Source organism: Streptosporangium sp. NPDC048047 (assembly GCF_040653115.1).
Lineage (GTDB): Bacteria > Actinomycetota > Actinomycetes > Streptosporangiales > Streptosporangiaceae > Streptosporangium.
Map to the genome: position 1 here is coordinate 246,418 of NZ_JBEZNH010000004.1, position 19,843 is coordinate 266,260.

Below are 19,843 nucleotides of genomic sequence, written 5' to 3' on the forward strand. Positions count from 1 at the left end.
TTGGGAACTCTGTTGGGGCGGAGGCAGTCAACTACACGTCACAAGCCGGTAGGTTTGCCTCCTGACGCTCCATGCCCACCGATCGACCGCGAACAGGAGATCTGCCGCATGTCGCCCTATCTGCTGGGTTTGCGCCTCTCCGGACGGCGGGTGCTCGTCGTGGGCGGTGGACGCGTCGCCCAGCGGCGGGTCCCGGCGCTGCTCGATGCCGGTGCGCTGGTCACCGTCATCTCTCCGGAGGTCACCCACGCCCTCGACGACCTCATCGCGGCCGGCCGCGTGATCTGGGAGGCCAGGCCGTACGAGGTGGGCGACCTGGACGGGGCCTGGCTGGTGCAGGCGTGCACCGACGACCGGGCGGTCAACGCGGCGGTGGCCGCCGAGGCCGAGGCCAAGCGGATCTGGTGCGTGCGCGCCGACGACAGAGAAGCCTCGGCGGCGTGGACCCCCGCCCGCGGACGGGTCGACGAGATCGACGTGGCGGTCACCGCCGGTGGTGACCCCCGCCGGGCGGCGGGGATCCGGGACGCCGTGGTGACGGCGTTGCGCGACGGCACGATCGACGCCCGGCGCGGCCGTACCAAACCGGTGGGTGTGGCGCTGGTCGGCGGGGGTCCCGGTGACCCGAGCCTGATCACGGTGCGCGGCCGGCAGTTGCTCGCCCAGGCCGACGTGGTCGTCGCCGACCGGCTCGCGCCGCGCGCCCTGCTCGACGAGCTTCCCCCGGACGTCGAACTGATCGACGCCGCGAAGGTCCCCTACGGCCGGTCCATGCTCCAGGAGGAGATCAACGGACTGCTGGTCGAGCACGCCAAGCAGGGCAGATTCGTGGTCCGCCTCAAAGGGGGCGACCCATTCGTCTTCGGGCGCGGCGGAGAGGAACTGCTCGCCTGCGCCCGCGAAGGCATCCCGGTCATCGTCGTCCCGGGCATCACCAGCCCCGTCGCGGTGCCCGCCGCGGCGGGTGTCCCGGTGACGCACCGCGGCGTCAGCCAGGAGTTCCACGTGGTGTCGGTCCATGTTCCGCCCGGCGATCCGCGATCGACCGTCGACTGGCCGAACCTGGCGGGTTCCAACGGAACCCTGGTACTCATGATGGCCGTCGAACGAATCGGAATAATCGCCGAAACTCTTATCCATGAGGGACGTTCGCCGGAAACTCCCGTGATGGTGGTACAGGACGGTACTCTTCCCACCCAACGGGCTCTCCACGCGACGTTGTCCACCGTGGCGGAGCGCGTGACCGCGTCCGGGATCCGGCCACCTGCGATCGTGATCGTCGGCGATGTCGTGAAGGTCGGCCAGGAGGTCGATATGGTTCGAGCGGAGCGCGTACCGTGAAGTCGCCTGCCAACAGGCCCCCCCACCCGGACGAGCGTGATCGCCGAGTCGCCCGCGCCTCACGGGAGCCCTCCGGCGACGCCGCTCCGGACGACGCCGAGTCGCCCGGGGAGCAGACCCTCGCCTTCGGAGCCATCGACCCCGCCAAGGACCCCCGCGCGTCCGGCCGGCCCCCGGCCGTTGGGGACGCCGGCGGATCCACCGCCCCGCCCGCCGATGATCCGATGGCCGCCTTCCGTGCCGCCGCGGCGGCGGCCCAGGCGAGGATCGCGGCCCTGACCGGCGACGCGCCCGCGCCCCGCGAGGGAGCCGCGGGACCGCCCCCGCCGGGTGCGGAGCCTGCCCGTCATCCGGGGGGAACGTCCGCGCGGCCCGATGTTCCCGGACGGCCCGCGGACGCGCCTGCCCGGCCCTCGGGTGAGGTGCCCCCGCGAAGTGGAGCCGCCTCCCCGATGGCGAACGGTCCCGCCGGCCCGCCGACGGGCGACCCGCTCGCGGACTTCCGCGCCGCCGCGACGGCCGATGATCCGATGGCCGCCTTCCGTGCCGCCGCGGCGGCGGCCCAGGCGAGGATCGCGGCCCTGACCGGAGACGCGCCCGCGTCGCCGGCGGGCGGTCATGAAGCCTCATCGGCCACCCCCGTGAGCAGCGCTCCCGTGGAGAAGGCCCCTGCGGGCGACGCCCCGGCCTCCTCTCCAGGCTCTCCCGAGGACACGACCTCCGCAGGCTCTCCCGAGGCCTCTCCAGGCCCTCCCGAGGGCGCGACCTCCGCGCCTCCCTCCCCGGACCGGTCCGGGGAGGCGTCCACGTCCGCCCGCACCGACGACGCAGGCGAGGGTCCCGGCGAGAACGGGGAGACCACCGGGGCCGCGCCCGCTCACGTCGTGGCCGGCCCGGCCGACGGCCCGGACCTCGTCGGCGACTCGGACCACGTGGACGACCCGGACCACGTGGACGACCCGGACCTCGTCGGCCACTCGGACCACGTGGACGACTCAGACCATGCAGACGACTCGGACCGCGTGGACGACTCGGATCCCGTACACGATCAGGTCCTCGCGGATGTCCAGGACCCCGTCGTGTCCGAGGCCGTACCCGCCTCTGAGTCCGTGCGTGACCGGACTTCCGGGGACGTCCGGGATCCCGTCGTCTCCGAGGCCGTACCCGATTCGGAGCCCGTCGTGTCCGGGGCCGCGCAGGTCCCGGACATCGCGCGGGCCCCGGACCCCGCGCAAGTCTCGGACCCCGAGCAGGTCCCGGATCCCGCGCGTGGTCCGGGCCTCGGAGAGGACACGGAGCCCGTCCGGGATCCGGCGCCCGATGAGGGCTCGGTCGCCGCACACGACCCGCGTTCCGTGCGCGCCCCGGGTCCCGCGTCCGCCCCGGGTCCCGCACCCGCCCCGCGTTCCGCACCCGCCCCGCGTTCCGCGGACGGCCCGGACCGGATGCGGGAGATCCCGCTGCCCGACGCCGCCGCCGGCCTCCTGAGCCGCGCGCTGACCGCCGTGCGCGAGGGCGTCACCGGCCTGAGGTTCGGCCTCGACCTCCCCGGGGCCGAGGAGTCGCGGCGGGCTCAGGAGGAGGTCCTCGCCCAGCTCGACGACTACGTGATCCCCCGGGTCCGTACGAGCACCGCCCCCGCGCTGGTGGTCATCGCGGGCTCGACCGGCGCGGGCAAGTCCACACTGCTCAACACCCTGTCCGGGGCCCGGGTCAGCCCCACCGGCGTGCGCCGTCCGACCACCGCCACCCCGGTTCTCGCCTGTCACCCCGACGACCGGGACTGGTTCGCCAAGGGCGACGTGCTGGGAAGCCTGCGCAGGCAGGAGACCGTCCCGGCCGCGGTCGGCCGTGACTCCCTGGTGCTCGCTCCCGCGGAGAGTCTTCCGGCGGGCATGGCCCTGCTCGACACCCCGGACATCGACTCGGTCGTCGAGGAGCACCATGAGATCGCCCACCGCATGCTCGACGTGGGCGATTTATGGATATTTGTCACCACAGCGACTCGTTACGCCGACGCCCCGGCGTGGCGACTGCTGCGTCTGGCCAAGGAACGCGGGGCCGAGCTGGCCATCGTGCTCTCCCGGGTGCCGCCCAGGTCGCGTGACGTGGTCACCAAGCACTTCTTCAGGATGCTGGCCGAGTACGGCCTGGGCGACGTCGAACGCTTCGTCGTCGAGGAGAGCAAGGTCACCGGCGGCATGCTCCCCGTCCACGAGGTCGCCGAGCTCCGCGACTGGCTGACCGGGCTGTCCATCGACGAGCAGCGCCGGGCGCGGGCCGTACAGGCGACGTTGTCCGGGGTGCTCGACAGTTTCCGCACCCGGATGCCCGCGCTGGCCCGGCAACTGGAGTTCCAGGTCGCGTTCCGGGGTGAGCTCCGCCGGGACGTGGACGCCGTCTACGGCGGGGCGCTGGCCGCGATCGAGAAGGCGACCGGCGACGGCTCGCTGCTCTGCGGCGAGGTGCTCGCCCGCTGGCAGGACTTCGCGGGCTCGGGCGACCTCATGCGGACCCTGCATCTGCGCAGGCCCGGCCGGTTCGCGGGCAAGGCGGACCGGCAGGCCCCCGAGCGGATCACCGCGCTGAAGGCGGCGCTCCGTGCGGGCCTGGAGTCCGTCGTCATCTCGGCGGCGCAGCGGGCCTCCGAGGAGGCCGTCTCGCGCTGGTCGCAGCGGCCCGGCACGGAGAAGATCCTGGCGGCCGCCCCGGATCTCGGCCGCGCCTCCGACGACCTGGCGCGCAGGACCGGCCGTACCATCGCCGCCTGGCAGGACCACATCGTCGAGCTGATCCGCACCGAGGGCGTGAGCAAGCGGTCGGTGGCGCGGCTGGTCTCGTTCGACGTCGAGTCGCTGGCGCTGGTCTTCACGGTGGGCCTCCTCGGGCACGGTCCGGCGGAGGCCGCCGGGCCCGGTTCGGGAACCCTGCCGCAACGGCTCGTCAACGCCCTGCTGGGTGCCGAGGCGGTGCGGACCATCGGCGCCAGGGCCCGCAGCGACCTGCACGCCCGGATCGGCGCGATCTTCGACGACGAGACGTCGCGTCACACCCGGGTCCTCGACGGCGCGGGTGTGCCGGACGAGTCCGCCGCCACCCGCCTCTACCAGGCGGCGTACAACCTTGAAGTGGTCCGCGCGGGGCGAGGTGCCCCCGCGGTGAACGAGGAACGGTAAGCGAGCGATGACCACCGTTGGCACCACCCGTACCCGGCAGGGAATCGGCGTCAGGCTCGCCGCACTGGCCCGGGTCGTGGAGCTGGGACCGGACAGGGTCGACCCCGAGATCCTCAGCGGCTCGGGGCGACTGCTGCTGCGCGCCGGAGACCGGCTCAAGCTCTCCTCCGAGCACACCGTGGTCGCGCTCGCCGGAGGCACGGGAAGCGGCAAGTCGACCCTGTTCAACGCGGTCTCCGGCCTGGAGCTGTCGCCGACCGGGGTCCGCCGCCCCACGACGGCCCGTACTCACGCCTGCGTGTGGGGCCTGGACGGCGCCGGTCCGCTGCTCGACTGGCTGCAGATCCAGTGGCGGCACCGTTTCGCCAGGGCCAGCGCGCTGGACCGGGGGGAGGGCCGGTTGCACGGGCTGATCCTGCTCGATCTGCCCGACCACGACTCCATCCGGGCGCTCACCGACACCGAGGCGGACCGGCTCATCCAGATCGCCGACCTCGTGGTGTGGGTGCTCGACCCGCAGAAGTACGCCGACGCCTCCACCCACCGCCGCTACGTCACCGAGCTGGCCGGGCACGACGCGGTGACGATCTTCGTGCTCAACCAGGCCGACCGCCTGGAGCCGGAGGAGCGGGCCGAGTGCGTCTCCGACCTGGCGGACCTGCTGCGCCGCGAAGGGGTCACCGACCCCGTCATCGTCACCACCTCCGCGCTCACCGGGGAGGGCGTCGATGAGCTGAAGGCCGTCCTCGCCGAGACCGTCACAAGGCGCCGTGCGGCGGTCCAGCGCATCGAGGCCGACCTGGACCGGCTCACCGCGCGGCTGACGAAGGCCATGCCCGCGGAGGGAGCCCCGGCCGCCGCCGCGTCCGTCGACGAGGCCCGCAGGATCGGCCTGACCGACGCCCTCTGCGACGCCGTCGGCGTGCCCGCCGTCGGAGAGGCCATGGAGAACGTGTACGGCGTGCGGGCGACGGAGTGGCTGGGCTGGCCGTACGCCCGCTGGATCGCCGCGCTCCGGCCCGACCCGCTGAGCAGCCTGCGCCTGGGCGGGCTGAAGGAGGAGATCCGCGGCCTGACCGGGGGCGCGGTCAGCGCCCAGCCCGCCGAGGTGGACAACGCGGTGCACGCCCTGGCCGACGGCCTGACCACCGGTATGCACGAGGCGTGGCGCAACGGGATCAGGGACGCGGCGCGTTCCCACGCGGACCGGCTTCCCGGGGTGCTCTCCGAGGAGCTGTCGGAGGTCGCGCCGCGCCTCGACCGGGTCCCCGCCTGGTGGCGGCTGGCGCGGGTCTGGCAGTACCTGCTCGTCCTGCTCTTCGTGGCCGGTCTCGCCTGGGCGGGTACGGCTCTCGCCTACGGAGTGTTCGGCGCGGGGAAGCCGCCCGCGGCGCTGGAGTTCTTCGCGGACGCGGCCTCGCTGCCGTGGGTGGGGCTGATGATGTTCTCGGTCCTGGGGCTCGGCCTGCTCTCCGCCACGGCCGCCCGCAACATCGTCGCGATGCGGGCGGAGAACGAGCGGGAGCGCCTGGAACGGGAGATGCGCCGCAGGGTGGCCGCGGTGGCCGGAGAGCTGGTGATCGATCCGGTGGAGAAGGAGCTGAGCAGGTACAACGAGTTCTACGCCGCCATGCGCGGCGTCCAGGGGTGACGTCTTCCGTTCTTCGCGTTTCAGGCGTTCCCTGCGTTGTCTGCGTTCTCTGTGGGGCCGGGGTTGTCCACAGGGCCGGGGCGTGATCACGCGGTCATCCACAGAACGACGTTCGGAGGCCCGTGCCGATGGCGGCACGGGCCATCGTGTCCTCAGGCCGCGGGCAGCCCGCCCGCCTTCACGGGAGATCACGATGAACGACATCCAGATCACGCTGACCGGCAACGTCGCGGCGCCGCCGCGCCAGCACACCTTCCCCGACGGAAGCCGGGTCACCTCGCTCAAGGTCGCCTCGACCAGTCGTTACTTCGACAGGGACAACCAGCAGTGGTGCAACGGCGAGACGACGTACTTCGGCGTCCGCTGCTTCCGTGGGCTCGCCGACAACGTCGCCCAGTCGGTACGGCTCGGCCAGCCGATCGTCGTGCAGGGGCGGTTGCGGATACGCGAGTTCGTCCACGAGGGCGAGCGTCGTTTCATGCCCGAGGTGGAGGCCAACTCACTCGGCCACGACCTGCGTTGGGGCCTCGGGAGCTTCACCAAGCCGATGCGGGGCGGGAACGCCCCGTCGCTGGGCCGCGACGAGCGGAGCGAGCTCGACCACGGGACGCACGACTGGGCCATGGGCGGCACGGCGGCCCTCACGTCCGCACCCGTTCCCGGTGGCGCGGCGGGATCCGCCCCGGACGCCGCGGCGGTGTCTCCTCCGGGAGCCTTCACGCTGGTCCGGTCCGGCGACGGCGCCGTGGGCGGCCAGGATCCGGCGGTGCACGACGCGACCGGTGGGACGGGGGCGGAGAGGACCGGCATGGAGGAGGCCGGCGCGGGGGCCGTCGTGAAATCCACCGTGAAATCCACCGGGGACTCCACCGTGGAGTCCCCGGTGGAGCGGCCCGGGGAGGAGGCCACAGGAGCGGAGCGGGCCGCCGGTGAGGGTGCCGCTGTGGGGAGGGCCGGCGGGGAGGCCCCCGGCGAGGCCGCGCGGAGGCCCTCAGGACGGAGATCCCAGAGGCGGGAGTCACCGGTGCAGGAGGAGGCGGACGAGACGCCGTGGCCCGTCGAGGTGCGCGCGGCGGCCTGAACCGGCGGCCGGATCGGCCTGGGAGCGAGCCGACCGGCCGCAGGGGGACGGTCCGGTCCGACGGTGACGTCGGCCTGGGCGGGTGTTCCGGGCCGAAGGCGCCCCGGCCTGGAAGAGGTGTTCGCCGGATGACGAGGTTCCCGCGGTGGGCTTCCGGTGCCGGGCGGTGTCCCCGGGAGACCCGAGGGGTGAGGGGGCATCGGCCGGACGCGGCCGGTGCTCCGCCGGGAGGGCGGTGGCGCCGGTTGAGACGGCCCGATGGTCTTGCCCGTGCCAGATGCCGGAGCACCTGTCAGGTCCAGGTCACACCCCGCAGCATGGCTGCTCCTTTCCCACGCGGTCCGCTCGGCGGGGAGCGGGTCCTTTCGCTCGTGGGCCGTCGAGACACGCGCCCACCCGCTCAAGGTAGCGGTTCCCGTCGCGCGCCGCACACTCCGCAACTATCGTGTTACACATCGTTAGTCGGAGAAGGGGGCGACATGACGGCACCCGGTCACACCTCGGTCAAACCGCGTGACGGTGTGACGGCCTTGGCTGATCGCTGGCCCTTGCTTGGGCAGCGCCGTCCACTGGTCGTCTATCTTTGCGCGATCGTAGCGCTCGATTTCCTCGCCGTCGGCTTCTTCGCCGTCTCGACGGCCTTCCGCTGGCACGACGTGCTCACCTTCACCGCGCTGATGGCGTGCGGTGCCGTCTGCATCGAGGCGACCCGCAGGCTCGGCATGCCCGCCGGCGTCTCGCGCGACCTGCTGTCGGCCTGGTGGCTGCCCGTCGCGTTGCTGCTGCCTCCGGTGTACGCGCTGCTGTCGCCGATCCCGCTCCAGATCCTGCTGCAGAAGCGCGTGCGCGAGACGGTGGCCTACCGGCGGGTCTTCAGCTCGGCCGCCATCGGCCTGGCCGCGTGCTCGGCCTCGGTGCTGTTCCACTCCGTCGTGGGCGATCTGAGCGCGCTGACCACCGGGGCCGGGGTGCCGATCCTCGTCGCCGTGGGGTGCGCGGCCCTGTTCACGGTGCTCAACACCGCGTTGATCGCCGTCGCCGCGCACGCGGCGGCGCCCGACAGCCGTTGGAGGGAGGTGCTGTGGAACCGGGAGAACCTGCTGCTCGACGTGGTCGAGCTGTGCGTCGGCATCCTCGTCGCCATCACCTCCGGGCTCAACCTCGCCCTGCTGGTGCTGGCGCTGCCGCCGGTGATGCTGCTCCAGCGCAGCCTGCTGCACGCCCAGCTCCAGGCCGCGGCCCGCACCGACCCGAAGACCGGCCTGCTCAACGCGGCGGCCTGGCAGCGCGAGGCCGACACCGAGATCGTCCGGGCCCGACGCACGGGGGAGACGCTGGCCCTGCTGATCGTGGACATCGACCACTTCAAGCGGGTCAACGACACCTACGGCCACCTGGTCGGCGACCAGGTGCTGGCCGGCGTCGCCTCGACCATCCGCAGCCAGCTGCGGGACTACGACGTGGTGGGCCGGTTCGGAGGCGAGGAGTTCGTCGTCCTGCTGCCCCGGGCCGATGTGACCGAGGCGCGCAGGGTCGCCGAGCGGCTGCGGTCCCGCATCGGGCGGATGGCGGTCCCCGCCGACGACAATCTCGTCACGGTGACGATCTCCGCCGGCGTCGCGATCATGAGCATGCACGGAGACGACCTGATCGAGTTGCTCGCCGCCGCGGACCTCGCTCTTTACCAGGCCAAGGAGATGGGCCGCGACCGGATCTGCCTTCCCGTCGCCGTGATTCCCCGGCCCACCGGCCCCGGACCCCGGCCGCCCCTAGCAAAGCCCGAGAGGCCCTAAGCTAGAAGTCATGCCGGAGTACATCTATACATTGCAGCGCGTGCGCAAGGCGCACGGCGACAAGGTCGTCCTCGACGACGTCACCTTGTCGTTCCTGCCGGGCGCCAAGATCGGCGTCCTGGGCCCCAACGGCACCGGAAAGTCGACGCTGCTGAAGATGATGGCGGGTCTGGAGCAGCCGTCCAACGGCGACGCCCGGCTCATGCCCGGCTTCACCGTCGGCATGCTCCAGCAGGAGCCCCCGCTGAACGAGTCGAAGACGGTGCTCGGCAACGTCGAGGAGGGCGTCGCCGAGACCAAGGCCATGCTTGAGCGGTTCAACGAGATCAGCGAGCTGATGGCCACCGACTACAGCGACGAGCTGCTGGAGGAGATGGGCAAGCTCCAGGAGGTCATCGACCACCGCAACGCGTGGGATCTCGACAGCCAGCTCGAACAGGCGATGGACGCCCTGCGCTGCCCGCCCCCGGACGCCGACGTCACCACGCTCTCCGGTGGCGAGCGCCGCCGGGTCGCGCTGTGCAAGCTGCTGCTGGAGCAGCCCGACCTGCTTCTGCTCGACGAGCCCACCAACCACCTCGACGCCGAGAGCGTCCAGTGGCTGGAGTCGCACCTGGAGAAGTACCCCGGCACCGTCCTGGCCGTCACCCACGACCGTTACTTCCTGGACAACGTGGCCGGCTGGATCCTGGAGCTCGACCGCGGCCGCTGCCACGCCTACGAGGGCAACTACTCCACCTACCTGGAGGCGAAGACGGCGCGGCTCAAGCTGGAGGGCCAGAAGGACGCCAAGCGCAAGAAGCGCCTGGAGGAGGAGCTGGAGTGGGTCCGCTCCAACGCCAGGGCCCGCCAGACCAAGAGCCGGGCGCGTCTGCAGCGCTACGAGGAGATGGCCGCCGAGGCCGACAAGCACCGCAAGCTGGACTTCGAGGAGATCCAGATCCCGCCCGGCCCGCGCCTGGGCACCACGGTCATCCGGTCCGAGAACCTCACCAAGGGCTTCGGCGACCGTGTCCTGATGGACGACCTGTCGTTCGACCTGCCCCGCAACGGCATCGTCGGCGTCATCGGTCCCAACGGCGTCGGCAAGACCACCCTGTTCCGGATGATCACCGGGGGGGAGACGCCGGACAGCGGGAAGATCATCGTCGGTGAGACCGTCCAGATCTCCTACGCCGACCAGAGCCGCGGAGGCATCGACCCGCAGAAGAACGTCTGGGAGGTCGTCTCCGACGGGCTCGACCACATCAAGGTCGGCCAGGTGGAGATGCCGTCGCGCGCCTACATCGCCGCGTTCGGCTTCAAGGGCCCGGACCAGCAGAAGAAGGCCGGTGTCCTGTCCGGTGGCGAGCGCAACCGGCTCAACCTGGCGCTGACCCTCAAGCAGGGCGGCAACGTGCTGCTGCTGGACGAGCCCACCAACGACCTCGACACCGAGACGCTCTCCAGCCTGGAGAACGCGCTGCTCGAGTTCCCGGGCTGCGCGGTCATCACCTCGCACGACCGGTGGTTCCTCGACCGCATCGCCACCCACATCCTGGCGTGGGAGGGCGACTCCGACTGGTTCTGGTTCGAGGGCAACTTCGCCGACTACGAGAAGAACAAGATCGAGCGCCTGGGGGCCGACGCGGCGCGCCCGCACCGCGTCACCTACCGCAAGCTCACCCGCGACTGACGCGGAACGGCATGAGGCGGGGGGGGGCCCCCCCCCCCGCCGGGCGGGGGGCGCCCCCCGCCGGCATGAGGGCGCCAACCCACCCCCCCCCCCCCCCCCCCCGCCCCCGCCCGCGGCCCCCCCCCCCCCCCCCGGCCGCGGGCCGCCGGCCCGCCTCATATGTACTGGCCGCCTCACGCCTCCGGCCGTCTCATGTGTCCGGGCCGCCTCACGCCTCCGGCCGTTTCGCACGGCGAGACGGCCTCGCGTGCCCGGGTGGCTTCACGCGTCCGGGCCCGGCCGCCCGCCGGGTCAGGGCGTGTGCAGCCAGGCGGCGGTGTCCGGGGGGAGCAGATAGCCGTCCACCGGCGCGCTGCCGATCAGCACGTGCTCGTGCGGGGGAAGCGGCACCGCCTCGGTGCCGCAGTTGAGGACGCACGTCAGCGGGCCGCGGGTGAAGACGAGGGCGTCCTCGGGGGAGTCGAGCCAGGTGATCCCGCCGGGCAGGGCGCCGCGCAGCTCGCGCCGGGCGCGCAGCGCCTCCTTGTAGAAGTGCAGGGTCGATCCCGGGTCGGCGGCCTGCCGTTCGGCGGTCAGCGCGGCCCAGTCGCCCGGCTGCGGCAGCCACGCCCCCGCCCCGTCGGGTGAGAAGCCGTACGGCGCGGCCGTACCCGACCAGGGCAGCGGCACCCGACACCCGTCCCGGCCCGGCAGCGAACCCTCGGAGCGGCGGAAGACGGGGTCCTGGCGCACCTCCGGGGGAAGATCCTTCACCTCGGGGAGTCCGAGTTCCTCCCCCTGGTACAGATATGCCGACCCCGGCAGGGCCAGCATGGCGAGCAGGGCGGCCCTGGCGCGGGCCAGGCCGGCCGTGGAGTTCGGCAGGCCCTCGCCGTACCGGGTGACGTGGCGGACCACGTCGTGGTTGGACAGCACCCACGTCGGAGCGGTAACCGCCGCCAGGGTGTCGTCGATGACCTTCCGGAACGCCGTGGCCGACCACGGCGCCTCCAGCCAGGCGAAGTTGAAGCTCTGGTGCAGCTCGTCGGGACGCAGGTACAGGGCGAGGTCCTCGGCGGAGTCGGTCCACACCTCGCCGATCGCCATCCGCTCCCCGGGGTAGGAGTCGAGGACCTTGCGCCACTCCCGGTACACCTCGTGCACCTCGGGACGCCCCCAGATCGGCGACTCGGACCGGAACGCCTGGTCCTCGGGGGGCAGGTCGGGCAGGCCGTCGGCCTTGTAGAGGCCCATCGCCACATCGATCCGGAACCCGTCCACCCCGCGGTCCAGCCAGAACCTCAGCACGTCGAGGAACTCGGCGTGCACGTCGGGGTGGCGCCAGTTGAAGTCGGGCTGCTCCGGCGCGAACAGGTGGAGGTACCACTGCCCGTCGGGGGTCTTCGTCCATGCCGGGCCGCTGAAGGTCGACTGCCAGTTGTTGGGCGGCTCGTCCCCGCCCTCGCGGAAGACGTAGCGGTCCCGGCCCTCACCCCGCAGCGCCGCCCTGAACCAGGGGTGCTCGGAGGAGCTGTGGTTGGGCACGATGTCGACGATCACCCGCAGCCCCAGCGCGTGCGCGTCGCTCACGAGCGCGTCGAAGTCGGCCAGGGTGCCGAACAGCGGGTCGACGTCACGGTAGTCGGCTACGTCGTAGCCGCCGTCGGCCATGGGGGAGGGGTAGAAGGGGGCCAACCAGATCGCGTCCACGCCGAGCTCGGCGAGGTAGGGAAGACGCTGCCTTATGCCGGGCAGATCGCCGACGCCGTCTCCTGAGGCGTCGGCGAAGCTGCGAACATAGATCTCGTAGACGACGGCATCACGCCACCAGGGGATTTCCATGTGCTTGGATTGCCCTGGCCCGATGCGGTTTATGCGTCGGAGACCCTGCCGTTACCACCCCGTCGGTCAGACGCCCGGCGCGTTGACCATGCTGTGGGCGGCGTACACCAGGTAGTCCCACAGGCGCTTCTCCGCCTCCTCGGGAAGCTCCAGCGAGACCACCGCGTCGTGCATGTGCCGCAGCCAGGCGTCGCGTTCGGCCGGGCCGATGACGAACGGGTTGTGCCGCATCCGCAGCCGCGGGTGGCCGCGCTGCGCGCTGTAGGTGTTCGGGCCGCCCCAGTACTGCATCAGGAAGAGGGTGAGCCGGTCCTCGGCCCCGGCGAGGTCCTCTTCGGGGTAGAGCGGCCACAGCAGCGGGTCTTTCACGACGCCTTCGTAGAAGCGGTGGACGAGACGGCGGAAGGTCTCCTCGCCGCCGACGGCGTCGTAGAAGGACTGTGGTTCCTCGGGGATAGCGGACACGGCTCCAAGCCTAAGCGACGCCGGACCCCGGCGGCGTCAGCCGGCGATCGTGATGGCCGCGCGGTCCAGGGCCGACTTGACCCGGAGGCGGAGCTCGCGGGCGATCTCGGACTGCCGGGAGGGGATCGTCTTGGCGCTGATCCGGAAGACGATCGCGGTGTCGGAGATCTGCTCGATGCCCCAGACCTGCGGCTCCTCGACCAGGATGACGTCGCGGTAGGCGGGGTCGCCCCACATGTCGTCGACCACCTGCTGGAGCAGCTCCCGGACCGCGGGGATGTCGGAGGCGTAGGCCACCGGGACGTCCACGACGGCGCGGGCCCACCCCTGCGACTCGTTGCCGATCCGGAGGATGGTGCCGTTGCGGACGTACCAGACCCGGCCGTCGCTGTCGCGCAGCCGGGTGATGCGCAGGGTGACCGCCTCGACGGTGCCGGCGGCGGCGCCCGCGTCGATCACGTCGCCCACGCCGTACTGGTCCTCCAGGAGCATGAACATGCCGGCGATGAAGTCCTTGACGAGTTCCTGGGCGCCGAAGCCCACGGCCACGCCGACGATTCCGACGCTGGTGAGCAGGGGCGCGATGGGGACCGACAGTCGCTCCAGGACGGTCAGCACGGCGGTGCCGAGGATGACGACCGAGGCGACCGACCGCAGCACCGAGCCGATGGTCTCCGCCCGCTGCCTGCGCCGCTCGGCGGCGACCGCGTCGAGACCCTCCAGCGGGATGTTCTGCTTGCCGCGCAACCGGCCGGCGATCGAGCCGCCGTTGGAGGCGGAGGCGCGGCGCACCACCCGGGTGATCAGGCGGTTGGCGACGTTCCGGGTGATCAGTGCGACGAGGACGACGAGGACGATGGCGATCGCGCCGGCGACCGCGGGCGCCCAGGCGGCGGGCAGGACGGACTGCATGAGATTGCAGATTAGCCCCCCGCCGTTCTCACATCCCTTGGTAAGGCCCGCACTCATGTCGAGAAGTTCCTCTACTCCCGGCACCCCGGTGGGCGTCGGGGTGGGAGTGGGGGCGGGGGCGAGCAGGAACACGGAGTGGATCCCTCCCGGATCGGATCGGTAGGCGAAACGGGCAACTCGCGTTGCCCGTCCATATTGCCGACCGATCCGGCCGCCGTCACATCGCGCCGGGGAAGACGGGGACGCCCGGACCGGGGCCGCGGGGGCGGATCCGGAGACGACCCGGTGGCGGACGGCCCGGCCGGGGCACGCACCCGGAAGCGTGTCCCGTGCCGTTCCCGGGAGGGATCACTCCGGCCTCCGCCCGGACGGATCCGGGCGGTGGCTTCGTGGGCGCCGTGGAAGGGGACGCGGCGGAAGGGGGCGCCGGTCTCTCCTTCACGGCGGGTTTCGGGGAGGTCGGCGGGGTGCCCAGCGTCCGAGGACGCTCCGCACCGGATCACCCCGCCGCCCCCGTCGGACCGCGGTGGGCGCGGCGGACACGGACGGCTGCGACCCCGTCCCCGCCCGCCGCCGGTGTCACTCCCCCACCGCGGCGAGCACTCGTGCGACCTTGGTCGCCGCACCGGCGGGATCCTCGACCGTGTGCATCCGCTCTCCCCAGGACCACCAGTAGTACACGTCCGGGGGGAAGGGGCTCGTGGCCGGCTGCGCTCGGCAGGTGACGTTCTCCGCCAGGCTGGTCGCGTTCGGGTTGATCACACGGACAAAGGGGCGACCCGATCGGGTACGCACCAATCGTGCGTGAAGTCCTCGGGAGTCAAGTTCTGACACCAATCGCTCTAGGTGTCCGAAGTCGTCTTCCCCCACCTCGTCCCCTCCTCGTTTTCTGGTCGATACCGCACCGAATCCGGTTCGCCTAGCTGTGCGAATCGGCGCTGGTTGGCCAAAGATGACTCACCAGTCGTGAAGGGTCAACGTGGGAAAAACAAGATCGGGATATGCCTTCTCCCAAGCAGGTTGAAAGAAACAGTCCGGCGGAGGACGATCCTTAGCCAATGGCTTCATCTGCACGTTCCGAATAACTCAAGCGTGGGTCATTATTCTCGGTAGGCGCAGTGCGACGTGAGAGTCACGCTGTGTCATCTGGTGAGGACCGGTCAAGTGCGCCAGTCAGCCCGGCTGGTCGTCAGAGAGGGGCCGGAATGTCCGGCAGGCAGCACAGGGAGACGGAATTAGCGCGGCAGATCCGGGCCCGTGGCCTGGCGGCGGGGCAGGTCCCCGCCCAGATCGCCGAGGAGATCTACGACAGGTGCGGCCCGCAGTTCGGGACCACCCGCATCAAGGGACACCGCCTCGCCCACGGCGTCGCGCTGGCCGACGTGATCGAGCAGATACGGGCGCTGTTCGAACGCGACGGCAAGGCGGCGCCGGGGATCGGCGAGACGCTCCTGTCCGCGTACGAGAGCGGGCTCAAGCGGCCCGGTCCCGAGTACCTCCACTACCTGTGCTCCGCCTACCGGGTCGAACCGGCCTCTCTCGGCTACGACGGTCCGTGCATCTGCGGCCACGACCACAAGGCGCCCGTGGTGGCCGGGAGCGATCCCCAGAACAGAAGACCCGACACTTTCCCCGGTACGCGCGAGCCGCTGAACCGCCCGGCTGGCGGCGACCCCTCCGCGAACGGGGGCGAGGAGGACGAGAACGTGCTACGGAGGACGCTTTTACAGCTCCTGGCCGGCGCCGGCGTGACGCTGGACGGCCAGTTGCTCGGATCGGTCGAGAACGTGCGCAGGAGGATGGACGAGACCCTGGTCTCGGCCACCGTCTCGCCCGCGATGCTCGACCAGTGGGAGGAAGCCACGCTCGGCTTCGGACGGCAGTACATGAACACGCCGCCGCTGCGCCTGCTGTGCGACGTGCTGCTGGAGTTCAGCGCCGTCCGCAAGGCCATGGAGCATCGGCAACCGGTCGACCTGCAGGAGCGGCTGTGCCGCATGGCGGCCCAGCTCGCCGGCCTCAGCGGCATGATCATGGTCAACCTGGGCGACCACAGGATGGCCCGATCCTTCTTCCGGACGGGCCGGACGGCCGCCGACGACACCGGCGACCGTGCTCTGCGAGCCTGGGTCATCGCCCGGGAGGCACTGGTGCCGCTGTACTACGGGGATCCGCGCGAGGCGCTGAACCTCGCGCGCAAGAGCCGGGACCTGGCGGGGCAGACGCCGTGCGCGGCCCAGGCCATGGCTCCGGTCTTCGAGGCCCGCGCGCTCGCGATGATGGCGGGCGGGGGCAAGAAGGACGTGGTGGACCAGGCCAAGCGGGCGCTGTCGCGGGCCAGGGCGGCGTTCTCCCAGATGACCGCCTCCGAGCAGGACGACTCCACCTTCGGCTACACCGAGCGCCAGCTCTACTTCCACCAGGGCGACGCCCTCGTCAGGCTGGGCCAGCCGATCGAGGCCGACCTCATCCTGGAGCAGGCGCTCACCAAGTACGGCCCGACCGACTGGCTCGACCCGACGATCATCAAGCTCGACCGGGCCAAGTGCCGGCTGCTGGAGGGCGAGGTCGAGGAGGCGCTGCGGATCGCCACGACGGCGCTGACGAGCCTGGGGGAGGGATGCAGGCCTGACATCCTGATGCAGCGGGCCTACGAGGTCGCCAAGGCGGTCGAGACCCGCGCCCCGGGCCACCCCGGCCTCAAGGAGTACCTGGAGGCGGTGCGCACCGCCTCGGTGACGGCCCCGATCACGGGCGAGGTCACATGAGGGTACGGCGTTACCGCTGGTCCGATCTCGAATCCGTATGGGCGCTGCACCAGATCTGCCTCGCGCAGGTCGGTCTCGCCCCGGGGGACGGCGTCTACTACGAGGACGACTTCCCGCGGATCCACGAGATCTACCTGGCGGACCGGGGGGAGTTCCTGGTCGGGGAGGTCGACGGCGGACGGGTGGTCGCCATGGGCGGGCTCCGCCGCATCGACGACCGGACCGCCGAGATGTGCCGTATCCGGGTGCATCCGGAATTCCAGCGGCGCGGATTCGGCGCCGGGATCGTCGCGGAGCTGGAGGCGCGGGCGATCGTGCTCGGTTACACGCGGCTCCGCGGCGACACCACGCTGAACCAGCCCGCCGCGATCGAGCTGTACCGGAAGTACGGCTGGCGGGAGATCAGCCGAGAGGAACGCGGGGGATGTGTGGTGATTTATGGCGAAAAAGAGCTGGTTGAAGTCGTATCACCTTTGTTGAATCAACGATAATTCAGACCCTTTCGGCATTTGATGTTTGCCTCGTGACGCCGCCCCGGAATACTCGCTTCTCGTACCTGTGGCCCCTTTCCCTGGAGGTACGGTGAAGAAGATCATTGTCCACAAGCCCGGCACCGTCCGGCTGAGTGGCACGGCCAGCGCCATCCACGAGGGCTGAGGCAGCCGGCCCGCCGTCACCGTCACCGGCAGTGGCGCGGGTTCGGCGCCGGCGAAAGGCGCGCGGAGGCCCCCGATCGGCCCCCGCAGGCCACGGAGGGGTCGTACCCTGCATGGTGGCACCGGTACGATCCGACCTTCACGGTCTGACCTCCAGGGATGAAACATGAGCGAGCGAGTCGACGGAGCCGGCGCGAGCCGGGCGGGCGGGCGGAGCCGATGAGCCCGGCGGCGGAGTTCGTGCTGACCCTGTCCTGCCCGGACCGCCCCGGGGTGGTGGCCGCGGTCTCCGGTCTCCTGGCCGGGCACGGCTGCAACATCCTGGAGAGCCAGCAGTTCGGCGATCCGGTGGCCCGGCGGTTCTTCCTGCGGGTGCAGTTCGCCTCACCGATCCCCGAGGCCGAGCTGCGCACCGCCCTCGCCGCGCTCGCACCGGAGTTCGGCATGGACCTCAAGCTGCGCGACACCGCCGTCAAGCCGCGCGTGCTGGTCATGGTCAGCAGATTCGGCCACTGCCTCAACGACCTCCTCTACCGGACCCGCTCGGGCCTGCTCGACATCGAGATCGTCGCCGTGGTCTCCAACCACCCCGACATGCGTCCGCTGACCCAGTCGTACGGCATCGACTACCACCACCTGCCGGTCACCGCCGAGACCAAGGCCCGGCAGGAGGCGGAGGTGCTGGCGCTGGTCGACCACTACCGCGCCGACCTGGTGGTGCTGGCCCGCTACATGCAGGTGCTGTCGGAGGACCTCTGCGTCAAGCTCGCCGGCAACGTGATCAACATCCACCACTCGTTCCTGCCGTCGTTCAAGGGGGCCAAGCCGTACCACCAGGCCCACTCGCGCGGGGTGAAGCTGATCGGCGCGACCGCCCACTACGTCACCGCCGACCTCGACGAGGGGCCGATCATCGAGCAGGAGGTGGCGCGGGTCAACCACACCCACTCCGCCGACGACCTGGCCGCCATCGGACGCGACGTCGAGTGCCAGGTCCTCGCCCGCGCCGTGCGCTGGCACAGCGAGCAGCGGGTCCTCCTCGACGGCCACAAGACCATCGTCTTCCCCCGCTGAGACCGCCCGTCGCCCGCCGCGGCCCGGTCAGGGGCGGTAGGTCCCGAAGAACCAGTGGTTCCCCTCCGGGTCGCGGCAGGCGTACTCCCGCGACCCGTAGGGCTGGTCGTTCAGTTCCATGGTGACCCGCGCCCCGGCCGAAAGAGACCTGGCGTGGTGGGCGTCGGGGTCGTCGACCGCGAGGTAGACGCCCGGCCCGCCCGGTTCGCCTGCCCCGATCATGATCAGTCCGGTGCCGGCGGTCAGCTCGGCGTGCTCGACCTTCCCGTCGTCGCCCTTGGAGATCTCGTGGACGCCGAATCCGAAGGCCCGCACCAGCCAGTCGGCGGCTTCGCCAGGATCGCGATAACGGACCAGCGGGTACACCGTTCTCATGTGATTCTTCCTTTCACGTGGCTGCCGCCAGCCTTCCGGTGCCGGGCCGCACCGTCTTGGACGAATCTGACCTGCCTCCTCCCACCCCGGCCTGTTCCACGACCGGCGGGGACGCCGCGAGAGTTCCGGGGGTGACCCCGGCCATCACTTTGAAGTCACGGTTCATGTGCGCCTGGTCGTAGTAGCCGCAGGCCGCGGCCACCTCCGCCGGGGGCGCCCCGGTCCGCAGCCGTGCCGTGGCGCGTTCGAATCGCAGGACGCGCGCGGCCGCCTTCGGAGCGAGGCCGATCTGGTCCCGGAAACGGGAGACCAGATGCCGGTGGCTCCACCCCAGCTCGCCGGCGAGGGCCGCGATGGAGATCGTGCCGCCGGTGGCGCTGAGGAGCCTCCAGGCTCGGCCGACCCGTGCGTCGACGGCGGGCGCCGCGTGCATCCGCCGGGCGAGCGCCTCGTCGAGGAGGGCGATACGGGCGGCCCGGCCGGGCGTCTCCGCCAGCCGTTCGGCGATCGTGTCCGCCCATGTCCCCAGCATCTCGTCCAGCGGGAGCACCCGGTTCGTCAGTTCGCTCATCGGCACCCCGAACAGCCTCCTGGCGCCCAGCGGCGTGAGATCGACCTGAACGCCCTCGGCGACTCCGGCGGTGACGGTGTCGACCGGGACGTCGTGGAAGCCGCCGACGAAGGAGACGAGCCGCCGAGGGCCGTCCGGGCCCGGGCCGGTCAGGGTGATCGGCGCCCCCCACCCCACGATCAGCACCACCCCGGCGAACGGCGGCTGCCGCCGGATCAGGGGACGGGTGCGTCGCTCGGTGTAGGCCTGGATGCGGGTGACGCCGGACCGCGGGGCGGCACTCGGCCGCCCCGCCAGGACACCTAGGCCGTCGGCGGGGACATCCTCCACGACCGCACTCTAACCACGGCGGCGGCGGGGGGCGGGCCGCCCCCCCCGCGGGAACCCGCAGGGTATGGTGGGGGGCGGACCCGGTGGGGGGGGGGCCCCCCACCGCGGCCTGCGGGCCGATCGTCTTCGTGGGACTCATCGTCCCCCACCTGGT

The 19,843-nt window shown here is 71.7% G+C and carries 15 protein-coding genes; 9 read left to right on the forward strand and 6 right to left on the reverse strand.

Annotation, left to right across the window (positions count from 1 at the left end):
• Window positions 1–108 precede the first annotated feature (108 nt).
• The 6 genes from cobA to ettA all read left to right on the forward strand — a co-directional run bounded on the left by cobA (window position 109) and on the right by ettA (window position 10,717).
• Window positions 109–1,341 (forward strand): uroporphyrinogen-III C-methyltransferase, encoded by a 1,233-nt coding sequence (gene cobA / locus AB0D67_RS05695; RefSeq protein WP_362930292.1) that lies wholly within the window; start codon window positions 109–111, stop codon window positions 1,339–1,341.
• 452 nt (window positions 1,342–1,793) lie between these two features.
• Window positions 1,794–4,517: a GTPase gene (locus AB0D67_RS05700; RefSeq protein WP_362930294.1), complete on the forward strand. Its 2,724-nt coding sequence runs from the start codon at window positions 1,794–1,796 to the stop codon at window positions 4,515–4,517.
• Between the two features lie 7 nt (window positions 4,518–4,524).
• Window positions 4,525–6,168 carry a YfjP family GTPase gene (locus AB0D67_RS05705; RefSeq protein WP_362930296.1) on the forward strand — a complete coding sequence of 548 codons (1,644 nt, stop codon included), beginning with the start codon at window positions 4,525–4,527 and terminating at the stop codon, window positions 6,166–6,168.
• 193 nt (window positions 6,169–6,361) lie between these two features.
• On the forward strand, window positions 6,362–7,249 hold the full coding sequence (locus AB0D67_RS05710; RefSeq protein ID WP_362930298.1) for a single-stranded DNA-binding protein: 888 nt from the start codon (window positions 6,362–6,364) through the stop codon (window positions 7,247–7,249).
• Window positions 7,250–7,728: 479 nt separating this feature from the next.
• Window positions 7,729–9,042, forward strand: coding sequence for a GGDEF domain-containing protein (locus AB0D67_RS05715; protein WP_362930300.1), 1,314 nt, complete (start codon window positions 7,729–7,731; stop codon window positions 9,040–9,042).
• A gap of 10 nt (window positions 9,043–9,052) precedes the next feature.
• Complete coding sequence (gene ettA, locus AB0D67_RS05720) at window positions 9,053–10,717, forward strand: energy-dependent translational throttle protein EttA (protein ID WP_362930302.1); 1,665 nt, start codon at window positions 9,053–9,055, stop codon at window positions 10,715–10,717.
• A 291-nt stretch (window positions 10,718–11,008) separates the two neighbouring features.
• Here ettA and AB0D67_RS05725 read toward each other — a convergent pair whose 3' ends face one another.
• The 4 genes from AB0D67_RS05725 to AB0D67_RS05740 form a co-directional block, all read right to left on the reverse strand.
• A complete protein-coding gene (locus tag AB0D67_RS05725) occupies window positions 11,009–12,538 on the reverse strand; it encodes an alpha-amylase family glycosyl hydrolase (protein ID WP_362930304.1) in 1,530 nt (509 codons plus the stop codon).
• A 66-nt stretch (window positions 12,539–12,604) separates the two neighbouring features.
• Window positions 12,605–13,003, reverse strand: a complete 399-nt coding sequence (locus AB0D67_RS05730) for a globin (RefSeq protein ID WP_362930306.1) — start codon at window positions 13,001–13,003, stop codon at window positions 12,605–12,607.
• Between the two features lie 36 nt (window positions 13,004–13,039).
• A complete protein-coding gene (locus tag AB0D67_RS05735) occupies window positions 13,040–13,915 on the reverse strand; it encodes a mechanosensitive ion channel family protein (protein ID WP_362930308.1) in 876 nt (291 codons plus the stop codon).
• 579 nt (window positions 13,916–14,494) lie between these two features.
• Entirely contained in the window at window positions 14,495–14,677 is a 183-nt protein-coding gene (locus AB0D67_RS05740; RefSeq protein WP_362930310.1) for a hypothetical protein, read from the reverse strand.
• Between the two features lie 443 nt (window positions 14,678–15,120).
• Between AB0D67_RS05740 and AB0D67_RS05745 the strand changes: the two genes are divergently transcribed.
• The 3 genes from AB0D67_RS05745 to purU all read left to right on the forward strand — a co-directional run bounded on the left by AB0D67_RS05745 (window position 15,121) and on the right by purU (window position 18,413).
• Entirely contained in the window at window positions 15,121–16,683 is a 1,563-nt protein-coding gene (locus AB0D67_RS05745; RefSeq protein WP_362930312.1) for an XRE family transcriptional regulator, read from the forward strand.
• Window positions 16,680–17,174, forward strand: coding sequence for a GNAT family N-acetyltransferase (locus tag AB0D67_RS05750; protein WP_362930314.1), 495 nt, complete (start codon window positions 16,680–16,682; stop codon window positions 17,172–17,174). Before AB0D67_RS05745 ends, AB0D67_RS05750 begins: the two co-directional genes overlap by 4 nt.
• Window positions 17,175–17,558: 384 nt before the next feature.
• Window positions 17,559–18,413, forward strand: a complete 855-nt coding sequence (gene purU / locus AB0D67_RS05755; protein ID WP_362930316.1) for a formyltetrahydrofolate deformylase — start codon at window positions 17,559–17,561, stop codon at window positions 18,411–18,413.
• Between the two features lie 27 nt (window positions 18,414–18,440).
• Here purU and AB0D67_RS05760 read toward each other — a convergent pair whose 3' ends face one another.
• Window positions 18,441–18,788: a VOC family protein gene (locus AB0D67_RS05760; protein WP_362930318.1), complete on the reverse strand. Its 348-nt coding sequence runs from the start codon at window positions 18,786–18,788 to the stop codon at window positions 18,441–18,443.
• A 13-nt stretch (window positions 18,789–18,801) separates the two neighbouring features.
• Window positions 18,802–19,689, reverse strand: coding sequence for an AraC family transcriptional regulator (locus tag AB0D67_RS05765; RefSeq protein ID WP_362930320.1), 888 nt, complete (start codon window positions 19,687–19,689; stop codon window positions 18,802–18,804).
• Window positions 19,690–19,843 lie beyond the last annotated feature (154 nt).